Raw genomic sequence first — 14,491 nt, forward strand, 5'->3', positions numbered from 1 at the left:
TCCGATGATTACCGCCGCATCAGTCGCCAAGGCCAGTTTGAATGTCGAGACAGACGCCTTAACGCAGGCGCTTCTTTCCGACGGGTATCTCATCGTTCCACGTCTTCTCGACGCGGAAGCGATCGACAGGCTCTGCGCTGAACTCGATCCGCATTTTACAGCGGCGCCGTTCGGCGACGGCCTCTTCTATGGCGGCGAGACGAAACGTTTCGGCGCCGTCCTGAAGCGCTCGCGCGCCGCGCAAGGCATAGCCTTGCATCCGGCCGTCATGAATCTTGTAGAGCGCGTCCTCGGCGACTGGTGTCAGTGTCTGCAGCTCAATCTGACGCAAGCGATCGAGATTCACCCCGGCGCGCCCGTGCAGGTTCCCCATCGCGATCAGGACATGTGGGCGGGCCCGAAAGGCGCCATGCACTATATGGTCAACGTCATGTGGGCGCTAGACGACTTCACCGCCGAAAACGGCGCGACGCGCCTTTGGCCGAAAAGCCATCTCGGCGACCAGGACGCGATGCTTCCCGAGGAAGAGGCCGTACCGGCGGTGATGCCGCGCGGCTCGGCCTGTTTCTTTCTCGGCTCCACCCTTCATTCGGGCGGCGCCAATCGCAGCGCGGCGCCCCGGCGCGGGCTCATCGTTTCCTATTGCCTCGGCTGGCTCAAACCCTGGGAGAACCAGTGGCTCGCCTATCCGCCGCCGGTTGCGCGGGAATTCCCGCCCGAGATCGCAGCGCTTGTGGGCTACCGGCAGCATCTTCCGAGCCTCGGCAATTATGAAGGCCAGTGTCCGAGCCTGCTGCTCGGCGATGATCCGCTCCCGGACCATCTCCCGTTCACCGATGCGCTGAAGGAGGAGCATCATGAGCTTATGCGCCAATATTACGCCGGCCTCGGCGCCGGCGCCTCACCCGTTCAAACATCCGACGGAGTCCGCGATGAAGGCGGCGCATCCCTGGCGGCCGGGTGAGCTCGTCGACTTTACGGACGCGGACGCGCCTTCCGGATACGCGGCCGCCTTCCGCCTCGCCGCTGGGGGCGTCCATCTAAGCCGCGGCCGTCTCGCCGCCAATGACGGCGTCGAACTCGGCGCCGCGCAGCTGACAATCGCGGTCGTCGAAAGCGGCGCCTTCGACTTCGAATGGCGCGCCGGCGGCGGTCTCACCAGCGCGCCGCTCCTGCCGAACTCGGCGCTCATCGCGCCGCCCGGTCGCCCCTGTTGCTGCCGCTGGGCCGCGCGCCCGACGATCCTCGCGGTCGCGTTCGAGGGCGGCTTCATCGGAAAACGACGCACTGAGACCGGGGTTCGCGGACATCATGAAATCGCCTTTCGCTGCGGCCTGCGCGATCCGGAGATCGATGCGATCATCGCAAAGCTGCGGCTCGAACTTGAATTCGGCGGCTGGTCGGGCCCGCTCTATCTCGAATCTCTCGGGGTCTTTCTCGCTGTCCACCTCCTGCGCAACTACGCCGGCGCGAAGCCTCCCCGGACGCGCGGAACCGGTCTCGACGCGCGCCGCTTGCGCGATGTCGTGGAGTATATCGAAGCCCATCTCGGCGAGGAGGTGACGCTTGATGATCTCGCTGGCGTTTCCGGATTGAGCGCTCATCATTTCGCGAGCGCCTTTAGGACATCGGCGGGCGTCGCGCCGCACCGTTATTTGCTCGAGCGCCGCATGGCGAGGGCGTGCGACCTTCTCGCGAAGTCCCAAGCAACGGTGACGACAGTGGCGCACGCGCTCGGCTTTTCGAGCCACGGGCATTTTTCGGAAACCTTCCGGCGTTTCGTCGGCGTCACGCCGTCCGAATACAAGTCGCAGAGCCGGTGATCGTTGAGCCGTAGAACATAACGACCAGCAACAGGAGCGTTTGGAATGGCGGGAGAACCCATGCTTGTCGCGCGGCATTGCGCCGTCATCCTCATAGAAGAACGCCTCGCCCGCGATCTCGCGGTGACCGGCGGGCCGGTGCAATGGTCGCTGGCGGCCGACCTCGCCGGCGCCATCTCCGCCCCGCTGCTTGATCTGCGTCTTGAAAGCGACTTTGTCGTCGATAGCGGTCTGATGGCGAAATTTGCAGACCTGAAACGCCGGTCGCTCATCCTCTTCGGAACGCTGCTCGAAGGCGCGGTCACGCAGATCGCGCTCACCATGCTGCTCGAAGGCTATGACGTCTATATTTGCGCCGATCAGGTGCGATCGGCCGATCCGCAGCGCGAAGCCGTCTTTCACGAACGCATCCGGTTTTGCGCCGGCCATGTGGTCACCCTGCCCCAGATCCTTCTCGAACTTCTCTCGCGCGTTGAGGACGAAAAGGCCCGTCAGTCCCTGAAGGCCGTGCTGGAACTGGGCGCCCGCCGCCAGGGCGCCGCCGGGCTCTAGGCGGCCGATAAGCCATCGGCCCGCCCGAAGCCGCCACAATAATTCTTATTGGGCCGTCTTCGCCGTCCGGTGACGATCCCTGGCGCGGCCGGACCCTTGGTCCGGATACGGACGGCGCGCAAAAGCGCGCCGGCATTCTTTCGATTCGTTTCCCCAGGCAGTCGGGGGTGGGCGGCGGGCGGTTCTGCGCGAGGGCGCCGGCCGCGCAAGGGGCCGGGATCTTTTTTCTTTGAATGTCTTGAAGCCTCCTACCTGGAGCCCCTTGCCCGCCCGGCTGACGCCCTCGCGCCGCCCCTCCCTTCCGCCGCCCACCCCCGCCTGCCGGGGAAACTGGTGCGGGAGGAGATGGAGGCGAATGATGTGCGAAGAAACGGAAACGGGAACGCCAGCGGAGAACCCGGCGCCCCATGCGCGGGACCATGTCCCGCGCATCTACGTGGCCTGTCTTGCAAGCTACAATGCGGGCGTCCTCCACGGACGCTGGATCGATGTGACGGACCCGGACGAAATCCGGGCGCAAGTCGCCGCCATGCTGTCGGCGAGCCCGGAGCCGGACGCCGAGGAATGGGCGATCCACGATTATGAAGGATTCGAAGGCGCCGAAATTTCCGAATATGCGGGGTTCGATCAGGTCTGCGACCTGGCCGCATTTATCGAGGAGCATGGCGCGCTCGGCGGGAAACTCGTCGCGCATTTCTGCGGCGATCTCGACGAGGCGCGCGCCGCCTTCGAAGACTATGCAGGCGAATATAAAAGCCTTGAGGATTTCGCTTACGACTTCACCGAGCAGACGGGCGTCACCATTCCCGATAGCCTCGCCCTCTATATCGACTATGAGGCCATGGGCCGCGACATTGAACTCAATGGGGACGTCTTCACCATCGAAACGGGCTTCGAGGAAGTCCACATTTTCTGGGCGCGGTGACCGCCATGACCTTCACCGAAAAATTCGGCGTCTTTGTCTGCGAAGGCGACGCCATCACTTGCGAGGTTGACGGCTTCGATATCGCCGCCCGCATCCTTCGCGACGACAGTCCCGACGCGCCGGACGAGCGCCAGGACGGCTTCTGGCCATCCGAATATATCGGCGATCCGGGATTCATCGGTCCCGGTCCCAACTGGCGCCAGCGTCTCGCCGAGGCGCGCACGAAAGCCGAAACCATCATGGCCGCATGGCGCGAGGACGAATGGTTCTATTGCGGGATCGTGCTTTCTGTCTCGCGCGAAGGCGTCACCCTTTGCGAGCACGCCGCGACCCTGTGGGGCGTCGAGGCGAATTACCCCGGCGCCGACAACTCCTATCTCACAGACGTCGCAAATGAGCTGCTTCCCGAAGCTTTAACCGAAGCGCACGCAACGCTCGCGCGTCTGTGCGCCGGACATATCCAAACGGCGGCGCGCGGCTGACGCCGCGCGCCGGTTTCATTTTTCCGCCAACCAACCGAAGGAGGCCGACCCATGAGCAAGAGACCGCTCAAATATCTGCCCATCGACGAGATGCACGTCTCGAAACTCAATATGCGCCACGGACGCAAGGCGCCCGAAATCGACGACATCTACCCGTCCGTTTTGAAATCCGGCGTCCTGAAACCGATGCTTGTCCGCCGTGAAGGCGAAAGCTGGGGCGTCGTCGCCGGGCGCCGCCGTCTCTTTGCGCTCAAGCGCAAGCAAAAGGAAACGCAAACGCTGCAGGAGGCGCCCTGCGTCATCATGCAGCCGGACGATGACGCCGCCGCTCTCGAAGCCTCGATCATCGAAAATGTCGGGGTCGAAACGCCGAGCGAGATGCAGCAATATGAAGCGTTCGCCAGCCTCGCCAAAAAGGGCCGCGGCGCGCCGGAGATTGCAGACTATTTCGGCGTCGATGAACGCGACGTGAAACGCATTTTAGCGCTTGGCGGTCTCGCCCCCGGCATCCGCAAGCTTTATGCCGCCGACGAGATCGACGCATCGACCATCCGCGCGCTCACCCTTGGCTCGAAGGCGCAACAGGAAGAATGGCTGCGCCTCTGGCAGGGCGAAAACGAACGCGCGCCCATGGGCCGCCAGTGCCGGGCGTGGATCGCGGGCGGCGCGGCGATCACCACCGACAAGGCGCTGTTCGATCTCGCGGACTATAAGGGCGAGATCGCGAGCGACCTGTTTGGCGATTTCGGGGTCTTCGCGTCCGCCGACGCCTTCTGGGAAGCGCAGTCCCGCGCGATATCAGAGCGCCTCGACGCCTGTCGCGAAAAAGGCTGGCGCGACGTGACCATCATGGAGCGCGGCGCGTTCTTTCATTCGTGGGATTACGAAAAGCGCCCGCGCACCAAAGGCGGACGCGTCTTCGTTGAAATCCGCCATGACGGAAGCGTGACGTTTCACGAGGGCTATGTGACCGGCGCTGAAGCGCGCAAATTAAACGGCGCGGACACTGGGGAATCGAGCGGCCCGGCGCCCATTCGCCCGGAAATGTCGGCGCCCGTCGCGGAGTATGTAGCGCTGCATCGCCATGCGGCGGCGCGCGCCGAACTTGTCGCCTCCCCCGGCGTCGCCCTGCGGCTGATGATCGCCCACGCTCTCGCGGGATCGCCGCTCTGGCAGCTGCGCCCTCATCAATGCCGCACGGGCAAGGAGGCGACGCGCGAAAGCGTCGAAACCGGCGCGGCCGCCGCAAGCGTCGAGGAGCGCCGCGTCGCCGTCGCGGACCTCTTTTCGGAATATGGGCTCGCCTTCGAAGGCGTCGATCCCAATGGCGACGACTGGCGCCTTTGCGCATTCTTCGCGGCGCTCATGAAGATGACCGGCGATGAGGTTGAAAGCGTCGCCGCCATCGTCATGGCCGAAACCCTGGACGCAGGTTCCGCCGCCGTGGAGGCGGCGCTCCATGTGACGGGCGCCAAGCTTGGCGACTGGTGGAAGCCGGACGAGGCCTTTTTCGACCTCCTGCGCGACAAACGCGCCATCAACGCCATGGTTTGCCATATCGCGGGCGAGACCGCCGCGAAGGCCGTCCTAACCGATACGGCGAACGCGCAAAAAGCCGTCATCCGCGACCGGCTCAAGCTCAGCGACGACGAGGCGCAGAGCGCTTGGCTCCCCGCATGGATGCAGACGCCGCCCCGCCGCCTCATAGACGGAGCGGGATCGCCGCCCGCCGATCAATGGGACCGGATCGCGAGCCTCTTCGAGGCGAGCGACGCGCCCGCCCCGGCGAAAGAGGCCGCCTGACCGGATCACCGCCGCCGGTGTCGCGCCTCCGGACCGGCGGCGTGAGGACCGCCCGGTTTCGGCCGGGCGGTTTTCCTTGTCGCGACGCAGCTTCACCAACGCGAAAATGCCCAAATCCCGCCGGGCCTGTGATCTTCGACGCTAGACCCCGGTTCACATAACGCACAGCGGCGCCGGACTTTCCTCTCCATTGGCGCGTATCATACCCGCGCCCCATGTCCCGTCGCGCCTTGATGGACCTGGACCGGGGACGGCGCCGTCAAAACCGGACCGCGCAATAAATTTCCCCGGCAGCTTCGCCGCCTTCCTCGCGATACAAATTTTTCGCGCGGTCCGGTGCTCCGCTGACGCTTCGCCCATCGAGTCTTTGTTTGATTTTCTTCGAGGGTTCGACGCCGCCGCCGCCCGGTCCTTGCGGTCCGGCGTCGACGGGGCATGGGGCCCCGGAGATGAAACCAAACGGAGATATGAAAATGGCCAACGCACTTGGATATGTGAACGAAACGGAGACCGGCTTTGAAGGCACGCTCGCCCTGATGAGCCTCACGGCGCCGATCCGCATCGTGAAGAACGCGGAAAAGGAAACCGACGCACAACCCGATTACCGGGTCTATGCCGGTCGCCGGGGCGCCGATATCGGCGGCGGCTGGATCAGAACGGCCAAATCTTCGGGGCGGGCCTATGTATCGCTGACCCTCGCGGACCCGGCGTTCGGCCGCAGGATCTATGCGAACCTCGCGCCCGTCAAAGACGCTGACGGACGCCACGTCATCCTCTGGAACGCCAGAGACTAGGCGCTCGTCCGCTCACTGCCGGGATCGCCCGGACCCCGCAGGGTCCGGGCGGTTTTTATCGTTAAGAAAAGCCAGTTTGGCCTGAAACTTGAACGGTCTTTAGGCGGATTAAAGGGCGATTCCCGCGGGTCGCCGGGCATGCGAACCGCATTCTTCTCGCCCGTTTCGAACAGGGGAGTTGACGCCATGCGGGGGCCCTGTCGCTTCAAGGCGGACGCCTATGACCGGCTCTTGTCGCTCCCCTGCTCCGGCTGGGCGTGGGAGTTCAAGCGCCGCGATCCGGCCCTGCGCTTCGCGCGCCGGCGCGCAGGCGCCGTTATCGCCCGCGCTGCAACACGCGCCGACGGCTCGACAATCTACCGCCTCACCCAGCGTTGCCATGTCGCCGAACATTTCGGCCTGCATTTCATTCCGGACCCGTCGCTTTCCGCATTCGACGCGGCGCCGTTCTGGCTGCCGGAGACGATGTCGGCGCGCTTCGAGGCGGCGATCGATGCGGAAATGTCCGGGATAAACGGCGCAAGGCGTTTTCACTGGACCGACCTTCCCGGCGAAAAAATCTTCCTTGTCGCTCCCGGGCGTCGCGACAAGCTCGTCATCCGGGCGACCGGCTATATGGCGCAGATCGCCCTTAACGGCGACGGCGCGCTCATCCCGCAATCGGCGCTCTTTTCCTTGACGCTGGGCGCCGATCAGCTGGCGGCGGAAAGCCTGCGCCATCTGAAAGAATTCGGACGGGTGTGCCGCGGTCTCGCGACAAGAAGAACACCCCCGCGCGGCGCAAGCCCTCAAAAACTTCGGGACGCCCTCATCGCGCTCGATGGCGCGCTTGCCCGACTCTCGCGAAGACAGATCGCCGAAGCGATCTACGGAGCGGAAGTCGTGAAAGACGATTGGGAAAACGGGATCCATTCCTATAAGCAGCGCACCAAGAGACTGGTCGATAAAGGCCTCGCGCTCATGACATCCGGCTATCGCAGGCTCCTTTAAGCCGCCGCCGGAGCGGTTCGGTTTCGGCGCGCGCGAAATCGAACCTGCCAGCCCCGCGCGCCAGCCTGCACAATCGCTCGCATGGTCCCCGAAAGAGCGAGATGGGGCGTTGCGAACCTTAAGAAACGCGGACGGCGAACATTCCTTTTCTGAAGCCCGGCGAAGCATAAGCGCTGGCGCGCCCGGTCGCTTCAGCTCCATCGCTTTCCAACAGTTCACTGGAGTTGATGAAATGACGGACAAGCGGAACGGCAAGGGCGAAGACAAAAATCCGACGCTCGACAATGATGACGACCTCGACGCTCTTTTCACCGTCGAAGAGGCCGCAAAGCTGCTTCGCATGGGAAAAACGACGCTCAACCATTATCGATGCGAAGGGCGCGGACCGATTTACCGCAAGCACGGATCGCGCGTTTTTTATACGAAGCGCAGCCTCATCAGATGGTCCCGGCGAGACAGATTCAAGTCCACCTCCCAGCGCGCCGGACCCGACAAATGAAACGGGCGCCGATCGCCGCCGCGCTCGCCGGCATTGCGATGGCGGGCGGAGGCCTCATCCTCCAAAAGACCGATTGGTTGATCTGGAACCGCACCGGCTCGGCGCCCATCGGGCTTTATCGGCTAAGCGGCGAACCCGTCGCCCCTGGCCGCCTCGTCGCGGTGTCGGCCAAAAGCGAGGCGGCGAGATGGGCGTTCAATCGAGGCTATATCGGAGAAAACTGGCCGCTCCTGAAATGCGTCGCGGCCCTTCCCGGCGCTGAAATCTGCCGCGACGATCTCGACATTTTCATCGACGGAATACGTGTCGCGACGGCGCTTGGCGCCGATCAAGTCGGCCAGAAAATGCCCGTCTGGCGCGGATGCATTACTCTCCGGGAAAACGAAATCTTTTTATTGAACGAACATCCGCGCTCGCTCGACGGACGGTATTTCGGCGCGACCCATATCAACGATGTGGACGGAGTCGCCGTTCCCCTTTTCATTCTTTCGGACTGACAGGGCGGCAAGCTCATGCAAGGCGCTGCAACGACCGGCAAGCGGCGGGAAAGCGGACCCGGTAGGGCGAGATTAAAGCTGTGGCGCCACCCCATGGGCAGCGCCTTGTCTGCACATCTATTTTCTGGCGCCTGTGGCACAGGGTTGCGGCGCCACTTTTTCCGGCACGACCTTGTATTTGTTGGAACCAGGTGGCGCCATGCGCCGATTTTCGAGACATGACGGGCCCGGACGACTTTACGCCGCGTCTGGGACGCATCCGGGATGTCGGCAAGGCCGGCGGCAAGCGCGTGCAGACCCAGCTCAGGCGCGCCGTCGCGCGGCTCAAAAAGTCGGGAACGAAAGGGGCGTTCACGGGCAAGCGCTACGGCGCCGGCGGCGCGGCGAGAACACGGGCGCGCACCAGCCGGCATCTCGCCCGCCAGCGCCTGCGCCGCGTCGTCGTCAAAGTGCATATCGCCCGCGCCGGAAAAACCGGTCCCGGCCTCTACCGCGCCCATGTCGGTTATCTGCGGCGCGACGGCGTCGATCGCGACGGAGAAGGCGGGCGTCTTTATGACCGCGAACGCGAAGGTCTCGATCCGAAAAAATTCCTGGAGCGCAGCGAACAGGACCGCCATCAATTCCGCATCATCGTTTCGCCCGAGGACGGCGCGGCGCTCGGCGATCTCAAACCCGCGATCCGGGAGTTCATGGCGCAGGTGGAGAAAGATACGGGACGCCGGCTCGACTGGATCGCCGTCGATCACCATAATACAGGCCATCCTCATACGCATATTGTCGTCCGCGGCAGGGATGCGCGCATGAAGGATGTGGTGATCGCCAGAGACTATCTCATGCACGGGCTCCGGGAGGCGGCCGAGGACATCGTCACCGGGCGACTCGGCCCTCGCCGCTATCTTGAAATCCTGCGCGCGCGTCACAGCGAAATCGGCAAGGATCGGTTCACGAGCATCGACCGGGAACTGGAGCGCGCCATGAGCGATGGAAGGATCGTCGTCGCGCGCGCGCAAACGCAAGCAGACCGGTTCAATCGTCATCTCGCGCTGGCGCGCCTCAGCCATCTCAAAACGCTGCGCCTCGCCGGGCCCGCCGGACCGGACGAGTGGACGATGAAAACAGGATGGTCCGAAACGCTTCGTGACATGGGGCGGTGCGGCGACATCATCCGGACGCTCGCGCGCCAGCACGGACAGCGCAGAGAGTTCCGCTACGCAGAGACCCTGGCGGCGGACGCCGCGCCGCTGATCGGCGTCGTCCTCGCCAGCGGCCCCGAAGATGAATTGCGCGATACGCGGTTTCTGCTGGTCGAGGACTTCGACGGCCGCGCCTGGCATGTGCCGGCCGCCGCCATCGACCAGGCGAATGCGCCGCCCGCCGGCGCCGTGGTCGAAGTGAGTCGCAGCAAACCCGAACCACGCGGGGCCGACAGGACAATTGCAGAGATCGCGGAACGCAATGGCGGCATATGGTCGGAGTCCCTGCATGCAGAAGCCGATCCGGGCTCCACAAACGAGTATCGGCTGGCGCACAAGCGCAGGCTCGAAGCCTTGCGGCGGGCAAGCCTTGTCGAGCGCACCGCCGATGGCGCCTGGAAGTTGCCAGAAGACTTCCTTGAACGGGCGTCGGCCTATGAGGAGCAACGCGCGCGCGGCTTGAGGCTCAGAACCCTTTCCTGGATGTCGCTCGACCGGCAGGCGGACCTTACGGCCGACACCTGGCTCGACAGTCGCGCCGCCAACCATCCGGGTCTCGCAACGCAGCGCGCCGCGCGCCTCGCCTACCTGCGCCGCGAAGGCCTGCTGGCGCCGGGCTCCGACAGCCTCTCTGAAAGCCAGCGCGCCGAGCTGCGCCGCACCGAGCTTCAGGATGCGGAGGCGCGGCAGGCGTCCGCCTCGGGACGTCAGGCGGTTTCGATGCAGATCGGCGACCGCTTCGGCGGACGGCTAGAGGGCCATGTCAATCTGGCGCAAGGCAGGATGGCGATCATCGGCAATGAGAAAGCCTTCGTCATGGTCCCGTGGCGCAACAGCCTCGGGCGTCAGATCGGGCGGGACATGACCATTGAATGCACAGCCCGCGGCATCGGCTGGACGATAGGGCCGGAGCGGCAGCGCGGCTTGTCCCGCTGAGCGTCGAGCGGCCATGTTCGCGAACTGAGCCGAATAATCACAACATTCGGCTCAGTTTTTACGTGATATTGAGCCGAATGTGTGTTCTAATCAGCTCATGACCTATAATTGGCAGCAACCGGATTGGACCAAGTTCACCTACGACATCTCGGCGTTTCTCGATGAATTGACGGCGTTCGAAGGGCGCGTCGGACGTGTCAGCGGCGTTCTTGAGGCTTTGCCGGAGGGGACGCAAGTCGAGACGCTCATCGAGGTGATGGTTTCGGAGGCCATAAAGACATCCGAGATCGAAGGCGAGTATCTTAGCCGCGCCGATGTGATGTCATCCATCCGGCGCAATCTCGGCCTGACCGATGCGCCGCCGGCGCGTGACGCCCGCGCGGCCGGCGTGGCCGAGCTGATGGTTGCTGTAAGACGAGAATTCGCCTCGCCGCTCACAGAAGGCATGCTCTTTGATTGGCACCGGATGTTGATGCGTGGAAATCGCAGAATCTCTGCTGGCGCCTGGCGAACGCATGAAGAGCCGATGCAGGTCGTTTCCGGCGCGATCGGACGTGAGACGGTCCATTATGAGGCCCCGCCATCTGCAGACGTGCCGAAAATGATGGCCCGGTTCGTCGATTGGTTCAACGCGACGGCGCCGGGCGGCGATAAGCCAATCAAACAGGCGCCGATACGATCCGCCCTTGCACATCTTTATTTTGAAAGCGTTCATCCGTTTGAAGACGGAAACGGCCGCATTGGACGAACGATCTCGGAAAAGGCTTTGTCGCAAGGACTCGGGCGGCCGGTCCTGCTCAGCCTCTCCAAAGCCATCGAGTCGGACCGGAACGCCTATTATGATGCGCTGAAATCGGCTCAGCGAACGAATGAAACGACAGACTGGATCAGATACTTCCTGAGCGTCTGCCTCCAGGCGCAACAGGATGCTGAAGAGCAGATCGACTTCACGCTTCAAAAGGTGAAGTTCTTCGATATGTTCAAGGACAAGCTCAATAAGCGCCAGACGCGCGTTATCCGCCGCATGCTGGACGAAGGCCCCAAAGGCTTTGAAGGCGGCATGAGCGCGAATAAATATGTTTCCATCGCGAAGACGTCCAAACCGTCCGCGACACGCGACCTCCAGGCATTGGCGGAAATGAAAGCCCTGATCGTCACCGGAGGCGGTAGAAGCACACGCTATTGGTTGCCTTTCGACGTGCGCGCCAAAGCGCAAGAGCGTTCTCCAAAAAGGACCGCACCAAAAGCGGGAAGCAAGCAGAAAACCTGAATCGCACCTTCAGGCGCATTCGGGGAATGCGCGGCAAACGCAGCGCAGTCCGCTTGCGACAAGCTATCGCGCCTTCATGCAAAATTGCTCGCTTTGCGTTTTCACATGCATCGGCTCAAGCGGCGGTCATGCGCGTCATAGCAGGCGGCCACGATATGTTGCAGATTGCCGCCGCATTGTCCGCCATTGCCGGAAATTGCCTCCCGTCCAACTAGGCTCGCGCGCGCGCAGGCGCGACCCTTCTGAAGCCCGCAACCAGACTTCAGGAGCGACTTATGACCGGAACACGCATTCTCATCGGCCAGATCTTCATCGTCTTCGCGCTGATCATCGGCGCCCTCTGGATCGCAACGCAACTGACTGCGGAGGCGCTTCAGTATCAGGCGGTGCTTGGCGCGCCCTGGTTCGAGCTGTCCGGCTATCCGGTCTACAAACCCTGGAGATTGTTCCAGTGGTGGTACGCGTATGATGCCTATGCGCCGAACGTCTTCGCGCGCGGCGGGCTGATCACGATCAGCGGCGCAGGACTGGGCATTCTGGCCGCAATCATCGGCTCGATCCTGCGCAGCCGGCATGAGCAGAATGTCACCACCTATGGCTCGGCGCGCTGGGCGACAGCATCGGATATCCGGAAAGGCGGATTGTTCGACGACAACGGCGTCTTTCTAGGCCAATGGGAAGGCCGCTATCTCCGGCATGGCGGGCCGGAGCACGTTATGGCGTTCGCGCCGACGCGGTCGGGCAAGGGGGTGGGGCTTGTCGTGCCGACGCTTCTTTCCTGGACGGGCAGCACCGTGGTTCATGACATCAAGGGGGAAAACTGGGAGCTGACCTCCGGCTGGCGCGCCACGTTCTCACGCTGTATCCGCTTCGATCCGACAGACCGGAACAGCTCCCGCTACAATCCGTTGATGGCCGTCCGGCGCGGCGAACGGGAGGTCCGCGATGTTCAGAACATCGCTGACATTCTCGTCGATCCGGAAGGCTCACTCGAACGCCGGAACCATTGGGAGAAGACCGGACACTCGCTGCTGGTCGGCGTCATCTTGCATGTGCTCTACGCCGAAAAGGACACGACGCTCGCCGGATGCGCACGGCTCCTGTCGGATCCGGACCGGACTTTCGCCGCCACCTTGCGCGCCATGATGACGACGCCGCATCTCGGCGCCGCCGGCGTCCACCCTATCGTCGCTCAGGCGGCGCGCGAACTCCTCAACAAGTCCGAAAACGAACGCTCCGGCGTGCTCTCCACCGCCATGAGCTTCCTATCGCTCTATCGCGATCCGGTCATCGCCGACGTCACCAGCCGGTCTGACTGGCGGATTGAGGATCTGATGACGGCGAAACAGCCGGTTTCGCTCTATCTCGTCGTGCCGCCGTCGGACCTCTCGCGCACAAAACCGTTGATGCGCCTCATCCTTAATCAGATCGGCCGGCGCCTCACCGAGGAGTTGCCGGGACCGTCGCACCGGAAATTACTGTTGATGCTGGATGAGTTTCCGGCGCTCGGCCGGCTCGATTTCTTTGAAAGCGCCCTCGCCTTCATGGCAGGCTATGGCATCCGGTCCTTCCTGATCGCGCAGTCCCTAAACCAGATCGAAAAAGCATACGGGCCGAACAATTCGATCCTCGATAATTGCCATGTGCGCGTCGCTTTCGCCACCAATGACGAACGCACCGCAAAGCGCGTTTCTGACGCCATTGGCACGACCACCGAATTGCGCGCGCAGAAGAACTTCACCGGCCACCGGCTGGCGCCGTGGCTCAGCCATATGATGGTGTCGCGCCAGGAAACCCAGCGCGCTCTCATCACGCCCGGCGAGGTAATGCAGCTCCCTCCGGAAGACGAGATTGTTCTTGCTTCCGGTTCGCCGCCCGTTCGCGCCAAGAAGCTGCGCTATTACGAAGACCGGAACTTCACGAGCCGCGTCCTGCCCGAAGCGCCGAGCCAGCCACGCGAAGACGATGGCGAACCGCCAGTCTGGACCGGCGCCAAAGGACCAGATGATGACAGCGGTCCTGACGGCCAGGGGATGAGGAACGGCCCGGAATGCAAACTTGTTCAGGAGCCGGAGCAGCCGCTCGACCCCGCCACGCCGCATCGCACGCCCGAGCCAACGCCGGAGTTAGAAGCGGACGAGCCGGCCGACCCCGTGGGCGACAAGCATTTCGACGCCGTCCGGCGCGCCGCCGGGCTCGATCAGGGCGATTCTGATTTTCTGCCGGATTTCTGATGCGCCATGACGAAAGCGCGCGTTCACGTCCGGCTTCCGACAAATCTTTATGCACAGCTCTGTGAAGAGGCCGATAGATCAGGCGTGTCACGGGCGCGTATCGTTGAGCAGGCGTTGCGCGCCTGGTTCAATCCGGACTCGAAAGCCACGCTGGAGGCGCGCCTTCTCAAACGCCTAGACGCCTTCGACTTGCGCCAGTCTGCAATCGAACGGGAGGTATCGTTCACCTTCGAGGCTTTCTGCCACTACGTCCTGTACTGGCTGACCCGTACCGAGCCGCCGTCCGACGGCGAAAGAGATGCCGCGCATGCGCTTGGCAAGCGGCGGTTTGATCATTTTATCGATCAGGTGGCGAAGAAAGTCGCGTTACCGGAGTCGTACTTCAAACCACGCATTTAGAAAGCTCCAGACTTTTGATATTCGCAGTATGTACCCGCCTCGCATATGCCTCATATAGCTTATGCGCGCTCAATACCCGCAGAGATGGAGC

At 63.3% G+C, this 14,491-nt stretch carries 14 protein-coding genes; all 14 read left to right on the forward strand.

Annotated elements, in window-relative coordinates; all coding sequences use genetic code 11:
* Nucleotides 1–4: 4 nt before the first annotated feature.
* The 14 genes from CW354_RS10870 to CW354_RS10935 all read left to right on the forward strand — a co-directional run bounded on the left by CW354_RS10870 (nucleotide 5) and on the right by CW354_RS10935 (nucleotide 14,400).
* Entirely contained in the window at nucleotides 5–964 is a 960-nt protein-coding gene (locus CW354_RS10870) for a phytanoyl-CoA dioxygenase family protein (RefSeq protein WP_104830117.1), read from the forward strand.
* Nucleotides 858–1,823 carry a helix-turn-helix transcriptional regulator gene (locus CW354_RS10875; protein WP_133162277.1) on the forward strand — a complete coding sequence of 322 codons (966 nt, stop codon included), beginning with the start codon at nucleotides 858–860 and terminating at the stop codon, nucleotides 1,821–1,823. Before CW354_RS10870 ends, CW354_RS10875 begins: the two co-directional genes overlap by 107 nt.
* A 45-nt stretch (nucleotides 1,824–1,868) precedes the next feature.
* Nucleotides 1,869–2,375 carry an isochorismatase family protein gene (locus CW354_RS10880; protein ID WP_104830119.1) on the forward strand — a complete coding sequence of 169 codons (507 nt, stop codon included), beginning with the start codon at nucleotides 1,869–1,871 and terminating at the stop codon, nucleotides 2,373–2,375.
* A 358-nt stretch (nucleotides 2,376–2,733) separates the two neighbouring features.
* Nucleotides 2,734–3,300: an antirestriction protein ArdA gene (locus CW354_RS10885; protein ID WP_104830218.1), complete on the forward strand. Its 567-nt coding sequence runs from the start codon at nucleotides 2,734–2,736 to the stop codon at nucleotides 3,298–3,300.
* A 5-nt stretch (nucleotides 3,301–3,305) separates the two neighbouring features.
* The gene (locus tag CW354_RS10890) at nucleotides 3,306–3,782 is read left to right on the forward strand and encodes a hypothetical protein (RefSeq protein WP_104830219.1); all 477 of its coding nucleotides are present in this window, start codon (nucleotides 3,306–3,308) and stop codon (nucleotides 3,780–3,782) included.
* Nucleotides 3,783–3,833: 51 nt separating this feature from the next.
* Nucleotides 3,834–5,585: a ParB/RepB/Spo0J family partition protein gene (locus CW354_RS10895; RefSeq protein WP_104830120.1), complete on the forward strand. Its 1,752-nt coding sequence runs from the start codon at nucleotides 3,834–3,836 to the stop codon at nucleotides 5,583–5,585.
* A gap of 473 nt (nucleotides 5,586–6,058) precedes the next feature.
* Nucleotides 6,059–6,379, forward strand: coding sequence for a DUF736 domain-containing protein (locus tag CW354_RS10900; RefSeq protein ID WP_104830220.1), 321 nt, complete (start codon nucleotides 6,059–6,061; stop codon nucleotides 6,377–6,379).
* A gap of 186 nt (nucleotides 6,380–6,565) precedes the next feature.
* On the forward strand, nucleotides 6,566–7,369 hold the full coding sequence (locus CW354_RS10905; protein ID WP_165793655.1) for a DNA -binding domain-containing protein: 804 nt from the start codon (nucleotides 6,566–6,568) through the stop codon (nucleotides 7,367–7,369).
* Nucleotides 7,370–7,601: 232 nt separating this feature from the next.
* Nucleotides 7,602–7,868, forward strand: coding sequence for a helix-turn-helix domain-containing protein (locus tag CW354_RS10910; protein WP_104830221.1), 267 nt, complete (start codon nucleotides 7,602–7,604; stop codon nucleotides 7,866–7,868).
* A complete protein-coding gene (locus CW354_RS10915; protein WP_165793656.1) occupies nucleotides 7,865–8,365 on the forward strand; it encodes a S26 family signal peptidase in 501 nt (166 codons plus the stop codon). Before CW354_RS10910 ends, CW354_RS10915 begins: the two co-directional genes overlap by 4 nt.
* A 218-nt stretch (nucleotides 8,366–8,583) precedes the next feature.
* Nucleotides 8,584–10,497 (forward strand): DUF3363 domain-containing protein, encoded by a 1,914-nt coding sequence (locus tag CW354_RS10920; RefSeq protein ID WP_104830123.1) that lies wholly within the window; start codon nucleotides 8,584–8,586, stop codon nucleotides 10,495–10,497.
* Nucleotides 10,498–10,594: 97 nt separating this feature from the next.
* Nucleotides 10,595–11,767: a Fic family protein gene (locus CW354_RS10925; RefSeq protein ID WP_104830124.1), complete on the forward strand. Its 1,173-nt coding sequence runs from the start codon at nucleotides 10,595–10,597 to the stop codon at nucleotides 11,765–11,767.
* A 275-nt stretch (nucleotides 11,768–12,042) separates the two neighbouring features.
* Entirely contained in the window at nucleotides 12,043–14,001 is a 1,959-nt protein-coding gene (locus CW354_RS10930) for a conjugal transfer protein TraG (RefSeq protein ID WP_104830125.1), read from the forward strand.
* Between the two features lie 6 nt (nucleotides 14,002–14,007).
* On the forward strand, nucleotides 14,008–14,400 hold the full coding sequence (locus CW354_RS10935) for a ribbon-helix-helix domain-containing protein (protein ID WP_104830126.1): 393 nt from the start codon (nucleotides 14,008–14,010) through the stop codon (nucleotides 14,398–14,400).
* Nucleotides 14,401–14,491: the final 91 nt, after the last annotated feature.

It is taken from the genome of Hyphococcus luteus, from assembly GCF_002943565.1.
GTDB lineage: Bacteria > Pseudomonadota > Alphaproteobacteria > Caulobacterales > Parvularculaceae > Hyphococcus > Hyphococcus luteus.

What these genes read in the sequence shown, in the direction of transcription:
- CW354_RS10930 (WP_104830125.1), top strand. Translation starts at nt 12,043, where the DNA reads ATGACCGGAACACGCATTCTCATCGGCCAGATCTTCATCGTCTTCGCG.
- CW354_RS10880 (WP_104830119.1), top strand. Translation starts at nt 1,869, where the DNA reads ATGGCGGGAGAACCCATGCTTGTCGCGCGGCATTGCGCCGTCATCCTC.
- CW354_RS10890 (WP_104830219.1), top strand. Translation starts at nt 3,306, where the DNA reads ATGACCTTCACCGAAAAATTCGGCGTCTTTGTCTGCGAAGGCGACGCC.
- CW354_RS10920 (WP_104830123.1), top strand. Translation starts at nt 8,584, where the DNA reads ATGACGGGCCCGGACGACTTTACGCCGCGTCTGGGACGCATCCGGGAT.
- CW354_RS10870 (WP_104830117.1), top strand. Translation starts at nt 5, where the DNA reads ATGATTACCGCCGCATCAGTCGCCAAGGCCAGTTTGAATGTCGAGACA.
- CW354_RS10910 (WP_104830221.1), top strand. Translation starts at nt 7,602, where the DNA reads ATGACGGACAAGCGGAACGGCAAGGGCGAAGACAAAAATCCGACGCTC.
- CW354_RS10905 (WP_165793655.1), top strand. Translation starts at nt 6,566, where the DNA reads ATGCGGGGGCCCTGTCGCTTCAAGGCGGACGCCTATGACCGGCTCTTG.
- CW354_RS10900 (WP_104830220.1), top strand. Translation starts at nt 6,059, where the DNA reads ATGGCCAACGCACTTGGATATGTGAACGAAACGGAGACCGGCTTTGAA.
- CW354_RS10925 (WP_104830124.1), top strand. Translation starts at nt 10,595, where the DNA reads ATGACCTATAATTGGCAGCAACCGGATTGGACCAAGTTCACCTACGAC.
- CW354_RS10895 (WP_104830120.1), top strand. Translation starts at nt 3,834, where the DNA reads ATGAGCAAGAGACCGCTCAAATATCTGCCCATCGACGAGATGCACGTC.
- CW354_RS10885 (WP_104830218.1), top strand. Translation starts at nt 2,734, where the DNA reads ATGTGCGAAGAAACGGAAACGGGAACGCCAGCGGAGAACCCGGCGCCC.
- CW354_RS10915 (WP_165793656.1), top strand. Translation starts at nt 7,865, where the DNA reads ATGAAACGGGCGCCGATCGCCGCCGCGCTCGCCGGCATTGCGATGGCG.
- CW354_RS10875 (WP_133162277.1), top strand. Translation starts at nt 858, where the DNA reads ATGAGCTTATGCGCCAATATTACGCCGGCCTCGGCGCCGGCGCCTCAC.
- CW354_RS10935 (WP_104830126.1), top strand. Translation starts at nt 14,008, where the DNA reads ATGACGAAAGCGCGCGTTCACGTCCGGCTTCCGACAAATCTTTATGCA.